The organism is Pollutimonas rozaliensis (genome assembly GCF_048751585.1).
Taxonomy (GTDB): Bacteria; Pseudomonadota; Gammaproteobacteria; order Burkholderiales; family Burkholderiaceae_B.
In genome coordinates this window covers 21658-38855 of record NZ_JAZHOB010000006.1, presented here as the reverse complement: position 1 = coordinate 38855, position 17198 = coordinate 21658, and the positions used below count along the sequence as shown (strand labels likewise).

6 protein-coding genes and 1 pseudogene are annotated in these 17198 nt (G+C 65.2%); 3 read left to right on the top strand and 4 right to left on the bottom strand.

Annotation, left to right across the window (positions count from 1 at the left end; translation table 11 throughout):
* Nucleotides 1–52: 52 nt before the first annotated feature.
* Both V0R37_RS12015 and V0R37_RS12010 read right to left on the bottom strand, forming a co-directional pair.
* Entirely contained in the window at nucleotides 53–379 is a 327-nt protein-coding gene (locus V0R37_RS12015) for an antibiotic biosynthesis monooxygenase family protein (RefSeq protein ID WP_264131828.1), read from the bottom strand.
* 136 nt (nucleotides 380–515) lie between these two features.
* Entirely contained in the window at nucleotides 516–1385 is an 870-nt protein-coding gene (locus V0R37_RS12010) for a phytanoyl-CoA dioxygenase family protein (protein WP_420374748.1), read from the bottom strand.
* 161 nt (nucleotides 1386–1546) lie between these two features.
* Between V0R37_RS12010 and V0R37_RS12005 the strand changes: the two genes are divergently transcribed.
* Genes V0R37_RS12005 through V0R37_RS11995 form a run of 3 tightly spaced genes read left to right on the top strand, consistent with a single transcriptional unit; the run spans nucleotide 1547 to nucleotide 16087 of the window.
* Nucleotides 1547–2338, top strand: a complete 792-nt coding sequence (locus V0R37_RS12005) for a thioesterase II family protein (protein WP_420374747.1) — start codon at nucleotides 1547–1549, stop codon at nucleotides 2336–2338.
* A 14-nt stretch (nucleotides 2339–2352) separates the two neighbouring features.
* Nucleotides 2353–5142, top strand: a complete 2790-nt coding sequence (locus V0R37_RS12000) for an ATP-binding cassette domain-containing protein (RefSeq protein ID WP_420374746.1) — start codon at nucleotides 2353–2355, stop codon at nucleotides 5140–5142.
* Nucleotides 5143–5158: 16 nt separating this feature from the next.
* The gene (locus tag V0R37_RS11995; RefSeq protein WP_420374745.1) at nucleotides 5159–16087 is read left to right on the top strand and encodes an aminotransferase class III-fold pyridoxal phosphate-dependent enzyme; all 10929 of its coding nucleotides are present in this window, start codon (nucleotides 5159–5161) and stop codon (nucleotides 16085–16087) included.
* A gap of 23 nt (nucleotides 16088–16110) precedes the next feature.
* On the opposite strand, the gene V0R37_RS11990 is transcribed toward V0R37_RS11995, so the two are convergent.
* Together V0R37_RS11990 and V0R37_RS11985 are read right to left on the bottom strand one after the other, a co-directional pair.
* Entirely contained in the window at nucleotides 16111–16251 is a 141-nt protein-coding gene (locus V0R37_RS11990) for an I78 family peptidase inhibitor (protein ID WP_420374744.1), read from the bottom strand.
* A 40-nt stretch (nucleotides 16252–16291) separates the two neighbouring features.
* Nucleotides 16292–16654 (bottom strand): annotated as a pseudogene (locus tag V0R37_RS11985) (6-aminohexanoate hydrolase); the annotation flags it as partial.
* Nucleotides 16655–17198: the final 544 nt, after the last annotated feature.

Genomic DNA, 17198 nt, shown 5'->3' with positions numbered 1-17198 from the left:
GGAAGGGATTGGGGAGAAACCAGGCTGGAATCCCCCCTTTGGGGAAAGCGAATTACAGGCTTTCGATGTAGAAGCCTTCGCCCTTGACATCGCCCTGGGTGAACTTCATGAACTTTTCCACCCAGTGGCCGCCCGTCTTTGCATTCGGGTTGGAGGACAACGCATCCAGGGAGGCCTCGTCTTTCCATACCGTTGCCAAGCCATACATGGAGGGATCTTTCTTGGAGCGCATCAAGCCAAAACCGATAAGGCCCGGAATGTGGTCGCCCGGCTTGGAACCGTCGTTGGGCAGCAGGGATTTTTCGAGCAGTGAGCGTGCTTCTTGTTCGCTGCCAGCCTTGATGTTTGCGCGAGTAATCGTGAGGAACATACCAGCCATAATGTCAGTCTCCTGAGGTTGAACTACATTGAACTGCAAACAATAATATTTAGCGCTCTAGGCCTCTTTGACACAGGCCGTCGAATTGCGAACTGTATACCGCGCCAGTAACAAACGTCAATAATTGCTACATAAGTTACGAAATTATCGAGGTTGGACGTGTCACCGTTATGACAGGAAACAGCGGCCCGCGTATCGGCTTTCCGACTTCCAGCTCGGCTTGCAGCCCGGCCGCCGCCAGGGCGCCGATAACATCCTTGCCATGCGGCGCCAGCACGGATTCATCGGTGATCCAGCGGGTGACGAAACGGCGCAGCGGCCGTTCCAGGTGATTGCCTGGGGCGCCGTGCAGCGTGCGGGCATCAAAGAGAACGCAGTCGCCGGGCTGCAATTCCCAGCCAATAATGTCGTAGGCATCGCGGTCGGCTTCGATATCGGGCACCTGGCCGAAGCCGGGTCCCTGATCGCGGTCGGCGTCGCCATGGAACTCGGTATAGAAACGCTCCGCCGCGTCGCCACCCCTGGCAAAATAGGATCGCGGCATCAAGGTTCGGCCCCATCCATGTGACCCCGCGACGAACTCCAGCGACGCATCGCGTGGCGTGGGATCCAGCGCCACCCAGATCGAGCAGAATGGTCCGGCAATAGCGGTATCGTGATGCCAAGGAGTGCGCGCCGAGGCGCCGGGCAGCTTGCTGAACCAGGTGTCCTGCACCAGCCTTACCGGATTGGACCGCAGCGCCTGCGCGGCAATGGCCGCGGCCGGCGACTCCATGCAAAAGCGTTCGAACTCGGGAATATATCGGCGCGCCCATATATCCGACAGAAAGCCCCCGTCGGACGTACCCAGGTTGCGGAACAAGGGGCTGGGCTGGGCGATGTTGTGTTCGATGCCCCGGCACGCCAGCTCCACCCATTCGGCGCTGAAGGCGCCGCGCAGGCAGATGACGCCATCGCGTTCGTAGGCGGCCATCGCGTCGGGCGGAAATAAGGTGCTTGCTGTCATGTCGCGTCGCCTGTTAGTGTGCTGGTCACAGTAAAGTAACTATACAGAAGTCATGTTTAGATACAATAACTGATAGAATCATCGACTGCCACAGCAACAGCATGTTAGCGGAAGGCTTCCTGATGGACACTACGGTCGGTACCTCGTCAGCGACAGGATCCATGCAATCGCAATGGATTGTCGGCCTGCGGGCTGCGGCGCCAGGCCAGCCCACCTTCATGTTTTTCCCGCACGCGGGCGGTTCGCCCTTGTCGGCCGGCCGCGTGGCGGCCTCTTTGCCTGGCACAGCCGGGATCATGGCGGCCTATTTGCCGCGCCAGCCTTCAGACAAGGGCGGCGACCCGCCTCGTCGGGCCGCCACCGCCGCCGATGGCATCGCCAACGCTTTCCTTTCCCTTGCACAGCCCTCTCCCTTTTTCGAAGATCAGCCCTTGATTCTGGTGGGCAACAGCTATGGGGCCTTATTGGCATTCGAAACCGCCAGGCGCCTGGCCCGCGCCGGTATCCAGCCCGCCCGCCTCGTTGTGTCCGGCTTCCGCTCTCCCTGCATGCCGCCCGCCGATACCCCTTTGTACCGCCTCCCCGCCCCGCAATTGCAGGCGGAGCTTGCGGCGCGCTTCGGCATGGCCGGCGGCGATGCCGGCGACCTGGCCGCTTCCGGCCTGGAACCCGCCCTGCGCGCCGATCTCGAAGCCTGCGACACCTATCGATACACCCCCGCCGCCTTGAATGTGCCCATCGATGTCCTGCAATTGGACGGCGATCCATCGGTCTCTTCCGAAGAGCTTCAGGCGTGGGAAAAGGTCACATCCGCGACCACCCGATTGATTCCCTGCAATGGCGGGCATTTTTTCTGGACCACTCACAGCTCCGACCTTGCCCGCATTCTGATGCGGGCAGCTGCTTTATCCGCCCACGCCGCCAACGAGGCGGCTTCCATGAACAGCAACTGAAAAAAGAGGCTAGTGTGCAATCACGACTGAAGGCAATTGTTCATCGCTGGTTCAGGCCAAACACCCAGAGACTCAATGAGCTGGAACAAAAGACCTGCCAGATACTTGGCCTGCAAGCCCCCGAGCACGGCGCCGGCATCGCTGCCGGACTGGCGGACTCACACTCTTCGGGAATCGACACTCAACGATCACTGGTGGAACGCATCCTGACCGAGCGGCTGGATATTCCAGCCGACGCGCTTGCATTCATCGGAACCGGCGTCCTGCGCCACGCCACAAGAACCGCCGATGGCGCGGGAAACATCAGCGTAGCCGAAGCGGGCGATCTGGACGGGCTGCACAGCCGCCTGTCATCCGGCGCCGGCGCTGAGCGCGATGCCGTCAGGGCGGGCGCCTTCGTACGCTTCATGCTGGACACCTATGGCGCCCCGGGACTGGCCAAGTTTGCACGCGCCCTGGCTACCGAGACATCCATGGACGACGCCTGCCACACGTCCACCGGCAAATCGCAAACCATGCTGGAGCTGCAATGGGAAGAGTCGCTGGCCGACGAGCAGCCCGCCAAAGGCGCGGGCCCCTTCCTGGCCTGGACGGCCCAGCAATTGCGTCCTCATCGTTTCTTCTGCATTACGCTGGGCGTCGGGGTGTTGATCCAGACGGCCTACGCCATGCTGATGCCGATCTGGTTGAACCAGTTGTTCGATGACGGCATCACGCCGCAGAACGCCGGCGTCATCTGGCTCACGCTGGCCTATCTTATCGGTGGCTTTCTGGTCACCGCATCGGCCGGGCTGGCCATCGACTTCAGCGTATCCACGCTGGGACCCCGCACCATGAAGGATGTGCGCCAACGCACTTTCGACAAGCTGCTGGGCCTGTCCTCGCGGTCTCTGGGGCGGTTTCAAAGCGGCGACATCGTTTCCATCTTCAACAACGACATCTTCATCGTCGAGAACGGCATCGTCCGGGCCATTCCGGGCATCATCTCCAAAGCCTTCCTGATGATAGGGTCGCTGATCACCGGCATCTTGCTCGATTGGCGGATGGCCCTGGCCACCATCACCATGCTGGCCATCGCCCTGACGGCGCCCCGGCTGGTCGGGCGCCTTGCAGTGCGGGCCTCGTACGCCCGCAAGGTGGAAGACGGCAAGATAGTGGGCTTCATCAAGGAAACCGTGCAGTTGCTGCCCGTCATACGTACGCTCGACCTGGCCCGCCATCGCCGCGACCAGTTCGACGAGCGCAGCAAGACCATCTACGACGCCAGCTACCGCCAGTATCTGCTGGGCGAACTGACCGGACGCGCAACCGTGTTCGCCATCAGCGCCGCGCAACTGGGCATCATCGGCCTGGGCGCGATCCTGTCCCTGAACGGCACCGTGTCGGGCGGCGTCGTCGTGGCCTATATCGGCCTGTTGCTGGCGTTTGGCGGCGCGGCGGGCGGCATTGCCGCCCTGCTGCCATCGGCCATCCAGGCCATAGGCAGTTGGCAACGCATCGACGAATTGCTGGATCACCCCGATGATGCTCCCGATGATCGCGGCGAAGCCGCGCTGGAACCGCCGCTGTCGCGAATCGCCTTCAACAATGTTTCGTTCAGCTATACCGGCGACCGCCTGAACCTGAAAGACGTCACGCTGGAATCGCCCGCGCCGCGGCGCATTGCGCTGGTGGGGCCTTCCGGTTCGGGCAAGAGCACCATCATCAATCTGATGTCGCGCAACTATGACGCCATGAGCGGCAGCATATTGCTTAACGACACCGACATCCGCCAGGTAGACAACCACCGTCTGCGCTCGATGATGGCCGTGGTCAACCAGGACACCACCCTGTTCGAGGCATCGATCCGGTACAACATCCGCATCGGACGCATGGACGCCAGCGATGCCGAGGTCGAGCAGGCGGCGCGGGCGGCCGAGATCCACGACTTTATCATCGGCTTGCCGCAAGGCTACGACACCAATGTGGGCGAAGGCGGCAAACTGCTCTCGGGCGGCCAGCGCCAGCGCATCGTCATTGCACGCGCCCTGCTGCGCAATCCGCAGATTCTGCTGCTGGACGAAGCCACGTCGGCCCTGGACGCCGAGGCCGAGGCGGCCATCAACGAAACCCTGGGACGCATCAGCGCGGACCGCATGCTGTTTTCCGTCACGCACCGCCTGAACTCCTGCCCCGACATGGACATGATCTGCGTATTCAAGGATGGCCGGCTGGTCGAAACCGGCGCCCATGCCGAGCTCCTGGCCAAACAAGGGGTATATGCCGGGATGTGGGAGAAACAGTCCGACATCGCCATTGTCAATGCGGGACGCGATGTTGGCATCTCCATAGATCGCCTGCGCAAAATCCCCATATTCTCCACGGCGGAGGAACAAGAACTGGAGCGCATACGCAGCATGCTGCGGGTGGAGGAAGTCGAAGCAGGCACCGTGCTGGCCATCGAGGGCACGACCGAAGGCCGCTTCTACATCATCGCGCGCGGCAGCGTGGAAAGCACGGTGCTGCTGAAAGACGGCTCATCCTTGACCATGGAGGTGCTTGAAGTGGGCGATTTCCTGGGTGAGTTTGCGCTGTTGGAAGGCATACCGCATCCGACCACATGCCGTACGCGCCTGCCCTGCCTGCTGTTGTCGCTGAGCCGAAACGACCTGGCCCGCGTGGCGGACCTGACCCGTAGCAGCGACCAGCAATCCGATCTTGAAAAAGCCATCGCCGCCACGCTGGACAGGCGCCTGGACGCCAAGCTGGAAGAAATGCTGAAACGAAGGATGGGCAACCGGGTTGATGTGGAAGCCGTTGATTGATCGCCAGGAGACCGTAATGAACTCAGCCGTCCCGCAAAACACTACCCTCCTGCTTCCCCACATCCTGGATCGGCGGGCACGTACGGAAGGCGACGGCTGGTGGTTCACCTTTCTCGACAGCCAGGGCCAGCCGCAATGCCGCTGGAACGCGGCTGACCTGGCATCGCGCGCCCGCGCGATCGCGGCCCGGCTGATGCGCGATACCCAGCCCGGCGAGCCGGTGCTGCTGGTATTTCATGCCGGTCCCGATTTTCTTGCAGCCTTCATGGCCTGCCTGTGGAGCGGCCGCCTGGCAACCCCCATCAATCCGCCGCGGCGCAATCGCCTGATCGAGCGGCTGGTGGCCGTGGCCACTGACTCCGGCGCCCGCGTCGCCCTGACCAGCGAGGCGCTGCTGAGCGCCACGGACGAATGGCGCGGATCCAATGCGCGTTTGGCGGCCCTGTCCTGGGTCGCCGTGGACGGGCTGCCCGACCAGCCCGATCTGCAACCGGCCGCCATACGAGCGGACGACACCGCCTTCCTGCAGTACACCTCGGGTTCGACGGCCATGCCCAAGGGCGTCCGTGTCAGCCACGGGAACCTGCTGCACGACCTGCAACGCATGGGTGCCGTATGGGGCATAGCCGAGCAGTCCGTCATGATCAGTTGGCTGCCCGCCTTTCACGACCTGGGACTCATATTCGGCCTGCTCCAGCCCCTGTATTCGGGTTGCGGGTCAGTGCAGATGGCGCCCAATACCTTTCTGCAAAAGCCCCTGCTTTGGTTGCAGGCCATGTCGCAATTTCGCGGCACGCACTCGGCAGCCCCCAGTTTCGCCTACGATCTTTGCAGCCGCCGCATCGCGCTGCAAGACCGTGCCGGCCTGGATTTAAGCAGCATGGTCATGACTATGAATGCCGCCGAACCCATCAATCCGGCGGTCATGGACCAGTTCGTCAGCGAATTCGCGCCGTATGGATTCAGGCCCGAGACGTTCGCACCGGCCTATGGCCTGGCCGAAAGCACCCTGGCCGTCACCGGAAACCCGGTCGGGCATCCGCCGGTCTTGCGGCATTTCGACGGCGCGGCGCTGACCGCCGGCCTCATCCAGCCCTGCGACCCGGAAGCGCTGGCGGCACGGATCATGCCAGGCAGCGGCCAAGCCCTGCCGGACGTGCCCATTGCCATCGTCGATCCGGAAACGCTGCGGCGCTGCCCATCCAATCACATCGGCGAAGTCTGGGTGGGCGGCCCCACCATTGCAACAGGCTACTGGCAACGGCCCGAAGAATCCGCAGCGGCATTCGGCGCAAACATAGACGACGAACCACAGGCCGGGGGCTTCCTGCGCACCGGCGACCTGGGCGCCATGGTGGACGGCGAACTGTTCATCACCGGCCGCATCAAGGATTTGATCATCCTGGCCGGCGCCAACTTCTACCCTCAGGATATAGAGTGGGTGGCGCAGCGTTCGCACGATGCGCTGCGGCGCGACAACGGCGCGGCCTTCTACCTTGAAGCCGACGGGTCCGGCAAAGGACGCGAGCAGGTCGTGCTGGTCCAGGAAATGGAACGTTCACGGCGCGGCGAGGCGACGGAGCCCGTCTTCGAAGCCATTGCGCAGGCTGTCTGGCAACAGTTGGAAATCTCCCTGTCGCGCATCGTGCTGGTGCCCCCGGGCACCGTGCTGCGCACGTCCAGCGGCAAGATACAGCGCATGGCGAACAAGCGCGCTTATCTGGCGGGCGAGCTGCCCGAGATTGCTCAATGGGAAGCGCAGCTACCGGGCCAGGCCGATACGGCGCCGGCCCAGGGCGACGCCGGCAAGGGAATGGAGAGCCACGCCCTGCGCGCCTGGCTGGCGCAGTGGCTGTCGGACCGGCTGGGCCTTGCGTCCGACAGCCTGCGCGCGGACTGCGGCTTTGCCGAGCTGGGCCTGGACTCGCTGGCCTCCACGGAACTGGCCTTTGCGCTGGGCGAACGCCTGGGCGTGCCGGTACCCGAGACCGTGGCATACGACTATCCCACGCTGGCGCGGCTGGCCGCCCATTTTGCATCCGACGGCGTCCAGGCCGCCGTTGCCGATGAAGGCCAGGCCGGTTCCAGTACCACGCCCCTGACGGATGACTGCATTGCGGTCGTCGGCCTGGCTTGCCGCTTTCCGGGCGCGCCCGACGCGCTGGCCTACAGGCGCTTGCTGGCTTCCGGCCAGGATGCCATCGGCCGGCCGCCCGCCAATAGACCCGAAAGCGCAGGCCTGCCGCCGGGCGGCTATATCGAAGATATTGACCGTTTCGACGCTGCCTTCTTCGGCATCCGCGACAACGAAGCCAGCCATATGGATCCGCAGCATCGCCTGTTGCTGGAAGTGGCCTGGCACGCGCTCGAAGACGCCGGCGCTGCGGACCGGCAGCGCCGGCCATCGGCCACCGGCGTGTTCCTGGGCATCAGCACGCAGGATTACGGCCTGCGCTTCCAGGGGCCGGGGGCATTGTATTCGCCGCTGGCCGCCACCGGCAATTCGGCCAGCACCGCCGCGGGCCGGCTGGCCCACCTGTTGGACATCACGGGGCCGGCACTGGTGCTGGACACCGCCTGCTCCTCATCCCTGGTGGCCGTTCATGCCGCCAGCCGTAGCCTGCGCCAAGGTGAATGCGATATGGCGCTGGCCGGCGGGGTGAACCTGCTGATCAATAACAGCCTTACCCAAGGCTTTGCCGCGGCCGGCATGCTGAGTCCCGGCCATGCCTGCCGCACGTTCGACGCCGCGGCCGACGGCTATGTGCGCGGCGAAGGCGGCGGTATCGTCGTCTTGAAGCGGCTTGGCGATGCCTTGCGCGATGGCGACCGCATACGCGCGATCGTTCGAGGCGCAGCGGTGAACCACGATGGCAGGGCCAGTTCCCTGACCGCGCCCAACGCCTCGGCGCAGACCGCGCTGGTCCGCAAGGCCTTGCGCGACGCAGGCCTGCAAGCCTCGGATGTACACGTGGTGGAATGCCACGGCACGGGCACGCCGCTGGGCGATCCCATCGAAGTACAGGCGCTGGCCGACGCCTACGGCGAAGGCCGCGACGCGCCTTTGCTGATCGGGTCCGTGAAGACCAATATCGGCCACCTGGAAGCCGCCGCCGGCATTGCCGGCATGATCAAAGCCGTCCTCATGCTGGAATCCGGCCAGCTTGCGCCGACCTTGCATCAACAGAACCCCAACCCCCGCATCGCATGGGACCGCCTGCCGGTACACGTGATCGACGCGCCGCGTCCCTGGCCGCCCTGCCATCCGGCCCGCGCCGCCGTCAGCAGCTTCGGCTTCAGCGGCACCAACGCGCACCTGATACTCGAAGCAGCCAAAGCGCCAGCCGGCCCTGCGCCGCAATACGGCCCCATCGTCCTGCCCTTGTCGGCGCCCGACCCGCAAGGGCTGGACAGGCTGGCCGGCATGCTGGCCAACTGGCTGGAAGAGGGCCATGCCGACCTGCGTGGGCTGGCGGCCAGCCTGGCGATAGGCCGCGGCCAATTCCCGGTGCGCGCGGCCATCGTGGCCCATGATCTTGACGAGGCCATCGCAGGCTTGCGCGCGGTCGCCGCCGGTGAGTCCCCCTTGATCGGTGCACGCGGCCTGGCGCCCGCCGACCCGCCCAAGCTCGGTTTCCTCTACACCGGACAAGGCAGCCAATGGGCCGGCATGGGCAAGGATCTGTACGACAGCGACGCGGCATTCCGCCGCATGGTCGACGACTGCGCCGCCATTGTCGACCCTCTGCTTGGATGCTCTGTGGCTGCGGCGATGTTCGGCGACGATCCCGACTGCGACCTGGCCGATACCCGGCTTGCCCAGCCCGCCCTGTTCATACTGGGCTATGCGCTGGCCGACAGGTTGGCGACCTGGGGCATCACGCCGCAAATATCGATAGGGCACAGCCTGGGCGAGTGGGTGGCTGCCTGCCGTGCCGGCGTATTCACCCTGGATCAGGCCCTGCGCCTGGTCGTGCAGCGGGGCAAGCTGATGGGGGCCGGTGCGGGCGACGGCCGCATGGCTGCGGTGTTCGTCTCGCCGGATGCCGTGCCCGAGGCTGCGCGCCATTTGCTGAAGCAAGTCGACATCGCCGCCATCAACGCGCCGGACGAGTTCGTGGTGTCCGGCCCGGCGGCGGACATCGACGCCCTGTGCGCCGGCCTGGAAACCCACGGCATAGGCTGCCAGCCGCTGCGCACCACACAGGCTTTTCATTCGCGGCTCATGGATGCGGCGCTGGAACCCTTTGCCGCCGCCATGGCCGGCGTGGTGCTTTCTCCTCCCCGCGCGGCGCTGGTGTCCAACCTGACAGGGCAATTGGACGCCCCCTTTAATACCGAGGAATATTGGGTACGCCACATACGCGAACCGGTACGCTTCACGCAAGGCATGTCGACGCTGGCCGCCAGCGGTGCCCGCGTGCTGATCGAAGTGGGCGCCTCCCCCGCCTTGATGGGCACGGCATCGCGCACAGCCGAATTCACGGATCAACCTCCCGTCATCGTCCCGACGCTGCGGCGCAACCGCCCGGCCGGGCAGACGCTGGGCAATGTCCTGGCCCATTTGTTCGTTGCGGGCATCGACATCCGCTGGGACGATATCTATGCCGCCTCCAAACGGGCTGCCGCGCCGGGGTATCCCTTCGCGGACCAGCGGCACTGGATACCCTTTCCACAGACTGAAGCCACCATGCCCACGGCTGCGGCGGCGCCCAGGCGGGAAGAACCCAGCAACACGCCCCCGCCCGATGCTGCAAAGAGCACGGCCGGTGACGCGTCCATCGATCACCGGCAACAGATTGCCGACGTCCTGATCCGCTCCCTGCAACTGGCGCCGGCGGACGCCGAATCGGACCACGGCTTTCTTGAGCTGGGTGTCGATTCATTGGCGCTTACCGAAGCCGTGGCCACGCTGGAACGGCGCTGGGCCATTTCCATACCCCGGCGGGCCCTGTTCGAGAACCTGGGCAGCCCAAGCCGGCTGATCGCCTATGTCTTGCAGGCCCTGGCGGATACGGTGCAAGCCGTGCCGACGCCGTCCGCCCCCGCCGCGGCGCGGGCCGCTGCAATCGTTTCTACACCGCAACCGGTAATCGCAGCAGCGCCGCAGAACGTGGGCAATCCCGAAGCGCTGACTGCTTTTGCCCGCGCCTATATCGACCGCAGCCGCGCCTCGCAGGACCAGCGGCGCAAGTACGGCCCTTACTTGGCCGACAGCCGCGCCGTCGCGGGTTTCCGCAACGAAACCCGCTCCATGCTCTATCCCATCGTCGGCGCAAAGGCTCAGGGCAGCCAACTGATCGATGTGGATGGCAATGAATATGTCGACAGCGCCATGGGCTTCGGCGTACAGCTTTTCGGGCACAGCCCCGCCTTCCTGACCGAAGCGATCAACCGCCATCTGACTGAACGCGGCCTGTTCATCGGGCCGCAGGCGCATCTTGCCGGCGAAGTGGCCGAGCGGCTGTGCCGGATGACGGGCAATGCCCGCGCCGCATTCTGCAACAGCGGAACAGAGGCGGTCATGACCGCGCTGCGCCTGGCGCGCCACACGACGGGGCGGCAGCGCATAGCCATGTTCTCGGGCTCGTATCACGGCCATTTCGACGGCACCCTGGCCCAGGTCGGCGCAGGCGGGGCGACCGTCGCCCTGGCTGGCGGCACGCCGCCGGGCATGGTGGATGATGTGCTGGTGCTGGACTACGGCGACGAAGCCGCCGCGCTTGAGATACTCGCGCGCGAAGCGCCGACACTGGCCGCGGTCATCGTCGAACCGGTACAGGGCCGGCGGCCCGACCGCCAGCCGCGCGCCTTTCTTCAACAAGTGCGCGAACTGACCCGACAGTCCGGCACGGCACTGATCTTCGACGAGGTTTTGCTGGGCTTTCGGGTTGCGCAAGGCGGGGCTCAATCCTGGGCGGGCGTGCGCGCCGACCTGGTCACCTACGGCAAGATCGTTGGCGGCGGCCTACCGATAGGCGTGGTGGCGGGCGAGGCCATCTACCTGGACGCCCTGGACGGCGGCGCCTGGTCCTTCGAAGGCAAGGAACTGCCGCGCGAGGACCGCAGTTTCTTTGCCGGCACCTTCAATAAAAACCCCTTGGCCATGGTGGCGGCACAGGCCGTGCTGGCCCACCTGGAAGCGGCCGGGCCTGGCCTGCAAACGTCGCTGAACCAGCGCACGGAAGCCTTCGCAGCGCGATTGAATGCCGTGTTGCAAGCCGAGGAAACCTCCATATCGGTGCATCACTTTTCATCGCTGTACCGCTATGTGGGCGCCAGCGACCTGTTCTACAACCATCTTATCCAGAACGGCGTCTATGTGTGGGAAGGACGCACCTGCTTTCTGTCCACCGCGCATACGGACCAGGACCTGGACCGCATCGCGGCGGCGGTGCAGGCCTCGGTGCGCGCCATGCGGGCGGCAGGCATGCTGGCCCCGCGCAACCCTTCGCCGATGCCGTCCGGCCAAGCCGCGCAGCAGCAGGAACACCTGCCGACGACGCCGGGCCAGCAGGCACTGCGCCTGCTGGCGGCCTTCAGTCCGGAGACGTCGGCGGCCTACAACCAATCGTTGGTGTTCGACCTGAACGGGACCCTGGACCTGGCCGCCATACAGGCCGCCCTGGGCGATGTCGTCGATCGGCACGAGGCCTTGCGCACAACCTTCCCCGAAGACGGGGAAAGCCAATGGATACATCCCGTTTTAGCGCCCGATGTCAAAGTCATGGATTTCGACCCGGTACGCGACGGCGCTGAACAAGACTGGCTGGACCGAATGGCGCTGGCGCCGCTGGACCTGGCACACGGGCCGCTGGTCGTGGCGCGCATCGTCCGCAAATCGCCGGACGTCCATCGTCTGCTCGTCGTGATGCCGCATCTGATCACCGATGGGTGGTCCATGCAGTTGATGGCGCTAGAGCTGGCGGAACTCTACAGCGCCCGGGTCGAAAAGCGCCCCGCCGTGCTGGACGCCCCCGTTCCTTACCGCCGCTATATCGATCACTGCCGCAGCCATGCCATGCTGCCCGAGCTGGCCGCCTATTGGCAGGATCTGTACGCGACGGTGCCGGCGCCTTTGCAACTACCCACCGACCGGCCGCGTCCAGCCTTGCAGACCTTTTCGGGCGCGCGTGCAAGCCGCGACCGCTTGCCGCCCGAACTTCTGGAACGGCTGCAAGCCCTTGGCCGGCAGACCGGCAGCTCTTTGTTCTCCGTGTGCCTGGCCGCCTACGGCCGGCTCCTGGCCCGCCTGAGCGGACAGGACGAGATGGCGATAGCCATCTTCTCCGCCGGCCAGCCCGAGCTGCCCGCTCCCACGCTGATGGGCTACTGCGTGAGCGTGCTCCCCGTGCGCATGGATGCCGCTGCCGCCATCAGCCACGGCGACTTGATCCGTGCGACCCAGCATGCCGTCGCCGACGCCATGGCTCACCGCGACTATCCTTATTCCCGTCTGCTGAAGGATCTGAAGCTGCGGCGCGATCCATCGCGCCCGCCGCTGGCCTGCGCATCGTTCAATCTGGATCGCACGGACGCCGCTCCGAACTTTGCCGGGCTGGCCACCCAAATAGAGGCCAATACCCACCACGCCGTGCGCTGGGATCTGAACTGGAATATGCAGATCGACGGCAACGGCCTGCGCATCGACGCGCATTACAACAGCGATCTGTTCGATGCCGGCCGGGTGCGGGAATGGCTGGACGCCTATGTGGCCATACTGAATGAACTGGCCGGAGGCGATCCAAGCGACGGCGCTACGAGCCGAACCCCTCGCGGCGTGCAAAACGGCCATCCAGGCCTGGCGGCGCGGGTGACGGAACATGCCACGCATGCTCCCAGTGCGCCCGCGGTACGGGATCGCCACGGCATGGTCGATTACCGGTCGCTGGACGCCCATGCCGCCGACCTGGCCATGCGCCTGGCCGAGGCCGGGGTACAGGCCGGCGACCGCGTGGCCTTCCGGCTGGAGCGTGGGCTGGGCCCCGTGGCGTCGATGCTGGCCGTTATGCGCCTGGGCGCCACCTTTGTGCCGCTGGATGACGAGCATCCCGATGAACATCACGCGGCCATCCTGCAAGACAGCGCGGCCCGCGTGCTGATCGCGGAACCCAATGCCGAGCGCGCGGCGCCGTCGATTCCCATCGTGCCATGGTCGCGTGCAGCGCTGAAGCCTGAACGAAGGGACACGGCCGCGATACCATGCAAGACCGTGGCCGACACGGACATCGCCTACATCCTGTACACCTCCGGCTCCACGGGCCGCCCCAAGGGCGTGCTCATATCGCATGGCGCCATGCGCTGCTATGTCACCGCACTGCTGGACCGGCTGGCGGCAACGGCTCCCATGTCATTCGCCATCGTGACCTCTTTCGCGGCAGACCTCGGCTACACCTCCGTTCTGGGCGCCTTGTGGACGGGCGGCCTGCTGCATGCGGTCGACGCCGAATCTGCCCGCGACCCGGTGGCCCTGCAGCAATGGCTGACGGAAACGCCGGTGGATGCCCTGAAGATTGTTCCATCCCATCTGGCGGCGCTGCTGGATGCGCCGGAAGCGGCCGCCCTGCTGCCGCGCCATGCATTGATTCTTGGCGGCGACGCGCTGTCATGGGGATTGGTGGATCGTATCCGCGCGCTGGGCGTGGGCTGCCGCATCTATAACCACTACGGTCCGACCGAAACCACCATAGGCGCATGCATGACCGAGGCGACGGCGGCCTTGCGTGCGGAAAACAGTGTGTTGGTCCCGGTGGGGCCTCCTCTGGCCGGTTATGAAGTGCGCATCCTGGGCGGCGACGGCAACGCATTGGAAGACGGCAGCGAGGGCGAAATCGTCATCAGCGGCCCGGCGGTCGCCGCGGGCTATACCCACGGCATGGCGTCCGAAGGGCCTTTTTCGATCGATCAGGATGGACGGCGCAGCTATCGCACCGGCGACCTTGGGCACCGGCGCCCCGACGGCACCATCGTGTTCGCAGGGCGCAACGGCGATATGGTGAAGATTCGCGGCCACCGCATCGAGCCGGCGGGTCTGGCGGAACTGATCCGAACCTGCCCCGGCGTGCGCGATGCCGCCGTGCTGGTCGACCAGGCAGCGGGACGCGAACCCAGCCTTGTCGCCGCTGTCGCCGGCGACAGCGGCCAGGACGACATCGTCGCCTGGCTGACGCAACGCGTGCCCAAGGCCATGGTGCCTGCGCGCGTTCTGGTATTGCCGGCCCTGCCGCTGACGGTGAACGGCAAGGTGGACCGGCAGGCCTTGCTGCGCACCGCCTCGGATCCGACCCCGGCATCGCCGGCCGACAGCCGCGAACCCCCGCAGCCAACAGGCGGCGGCGTAGCGACGGACATACTGCGCGGGCTGTGGTGCGACGTCCTGCAGCGTCCCGACGTGGCGCTGGACGACGACTTCTTTGCCTTGGGCGGCGACTCCATCATGGCGATACAAATCGTGGGCCGTGCAAGAGCCGCGGGCCTGGCCTTGACGCCCGCCCAGGTATTCCAGGCGCCAACCGTGCGCGCGCTGGCGCAGCTGGCCGTTCCGGTGCAGGCGGCCGCAGCCGGCCTGACACCGCTTGCCCATCCGGTGCCGGTCACACCGATCCAGCAATGGTTTCTTGAAACGCCGATGACAAACCGGAATCGCTGGTGCCTGAGCGCCGTATTCCAGACCTCGCTGGATGTCGGCCAGGCAGCATTGCAAGAAACGATGCTGGCCATGGTCAAGCGCCACGATGCGCTGCGCACACAATGGAACGCTGCGACCGAAGAGCGGCTTCAACAGACAGGTCCGGCGTATGCGCCGGATGTCATCGTCACCGAAGCCGGCGATGCGACGCAGGCCGAGCTTGAAGTCATGGAGAACCTGCTGGCGGACCAGTTGATGGACGGACTGGACCTCGCGGCCGGCCGCATCATTGCGGCCGGCGCCATCCGGACTGGCCGATCGGGCACCCGAATCGTGGTGGTTGCCCACCACGGCCTGACCGACATGGTGTCCTGGGGCATTTTGGCCGACGACCTGGCGACGGGGCTGTCCAAGGGACCTCAAGCCATCGCGGCAGCCTCCACGTCGTGGTCATGGTGGGCGCAATCGCTGGCGCAGCGGCGCGAAGCCATGGCCGGCACACTGCCGTATTGGCTGAGCGTGGCCACGCAGGCGAATGACGCCATGATGCCCCCCATCGACCATGAGCAGGCCGCCAATCAGGAAGGCGATGTGCGGGAAGCGCGCCTTCGCATCGACACCGGCACGGCGTCCCGCTACGTCACGGCCATGGCGTCGGTCTTTGGCTTGCGTGCGCATGAAGCGGTCCTGGCGGGCCTGGGCCGCTGCCTGGTCGACTGGGCGGGCGGCGCACTGGCCGTCGAGCTGGAAGGCCATGGCCGCCAGCCTTTCGATCAGACCATCGACCTATCCCGCACAGTGGGGTGGTTCACCACGCGTTATCCCCTGGTGCTTCCCCCCACAACAGGTCAGGACGAGGGCGGCTGGCTGGTCGCCGCCAAAGAGGCGCTGCGCCGGATACCGGACGATGGCATGGGCTACGGCCTGTTGCGTTATGGCGGCGATCCCGCATTGCGGGCCGAGCCCGCCGTGTCGTTCAACTTTGTCGGCGAGATCGGGCAATTCGGGGTCGGCCAACTTGCCCTGCTGCGCCTGGGCGCCGGCCAGGAGCGCGACCCGCAGGCCGGTCGCCGCCATTTGCTGGTCTTCGACAGTTGGCTGGAAGAAGGCAGCCTGGTGATCTCCTGCCGTTTCGGCGCCCGCCATGCGCCGGAGACCATCACGGCGCTGCTCGCCCGCCTGGAGAATCAGTTGATGTCGATACTGCAAGCGTGTGAGTCATCGTCGTCGGCGGTCTATACGCCATCGGACTTTACCGCCATAGACTTCTCGCAGGACGAACTGAACCGGCTGATGGGCGAATTGGGCGATTCGTAAACCGCGCCGAGTTGGATGGCGCCCTACCCGCACACTACTTTGCTGATCCGGCCATCCGCGCCCACGTGCACGTTCAGCCGCTTAATCCTGTAATCCCGGGTCATGGGTGTATCAGGATGCAGGACACTCGTGCCTTTGGGCAGTGCGGCAATAGCGTGTTTCATGACGGCTCCCGGGATAAGTATTCCTTATTTATACACCAGCCTACTTCAACGGAACTGGACGACTCAGGTAGCGTGCCAATGCCTCGAATGCAGGCAATGTCGTCGGATCATTCGCCGAGTTTCCGGCCACCGGGTGCGATGCATAGCGCACGATCACCATTTCAGCCCCTGGATCGATATATATTCTTTGGCCATGTACGCCCCGCGCGCTGAAAGCCCCACCCTGATTGTGGGTTACCCACCACATGTCGCGATAGCTCCAGTCTTTCAGCAGATCGTATCCGCCTTGGGCAAAGGCTTTTTTATCGCCGCCGCCACGAATATCATCCACCACTTCGCTGGACACTATCTGCCGTCCATTGAACCGGCCGCCATTTCGCAGCATTTCTCCAAAGCGGGCTAGAGCATTTTCGGTTCAGGTGCATACGTGCTTGCGGGTTCTGGCGGCGCGATATTCAGTGGTGACTCAAGATCCGTGTGCGGTGCTCTCTGACGCGTGCCGGGTGGCGGGTGGCGGGAGCCGGCCTTGCTCCTCGTGTCTTGCGCCGTCCCGGCTTCGCGCGCCTGCCGCGCGGGCCGGGACCTTCCGAGCCCAGCGGATGACTCATCGCCAACCGCGTCCATCGCTAAGGGGGTTCATCGTCAACTATGTTGCCAAGGCGCAGCCGGTGGGCCGGGGCTGGGCGAGGTTTGAGCAAGCCGCCGCAGTTGCTTTGCGCCGGGGGCGTAAGAGGGCGCGCATGTTTGAGCCAGCCATCAGCCCACAGGCGGCTGATGGCTGGCGAGTTCGCGCCCGACCCCGGCGCAAAGCGGCTGCAAGGGAACCCCGAAGGGGCGCAGCGATCCAAGTCCGGCCCCTGCCCACCGACTGCGCCGGTTGTATAAGCTGGAGCAGAGCCACACGCTTACCGGCCATAAAGCTTTGTAAACACTTGAACCGAAAATGC

Excerpts from the sequence above, each read along its gene's own strand:
- V0R37_RS12015 (WP_264131828.1), bottom strand. The coding sequence starts at position 379 with ATGGCTGGTATGTTCCTCACGATTACTCGCGCAAACATCAAGGCTGGC.
- V0R37_RS12010 (WP_420374748.1), bottom strand. The coding sequence starts at position 1,385 with ATGACAGCAAGCACCTTATTTCCGCCCGACGCGATGGCCGCCTACGAA.
- V0R37_RS12005 (WP_420374747.1), top strand. The coding sequence starts at position 1,547 with ATGCAATCGCAATGGATTGTCGGCCTGCGGGCTGCGGCGCCAGGCCAG.
- V0R37_RS11995 (WP_420374745.1), top strand. The coding sequence starts at position 5,159 with ATGAACTCAGCCGTCCCGCAAAACACTACCCTCCTGCTTCCCCACATC.
- V0R37_RS11990 (WP_420374744.1), bottom strand. The coding sequence starts at position 16,251 with ATGAAACACGCTATTGCCGCACTGCCCAAAGGCACGAGTGTCCTGCAT.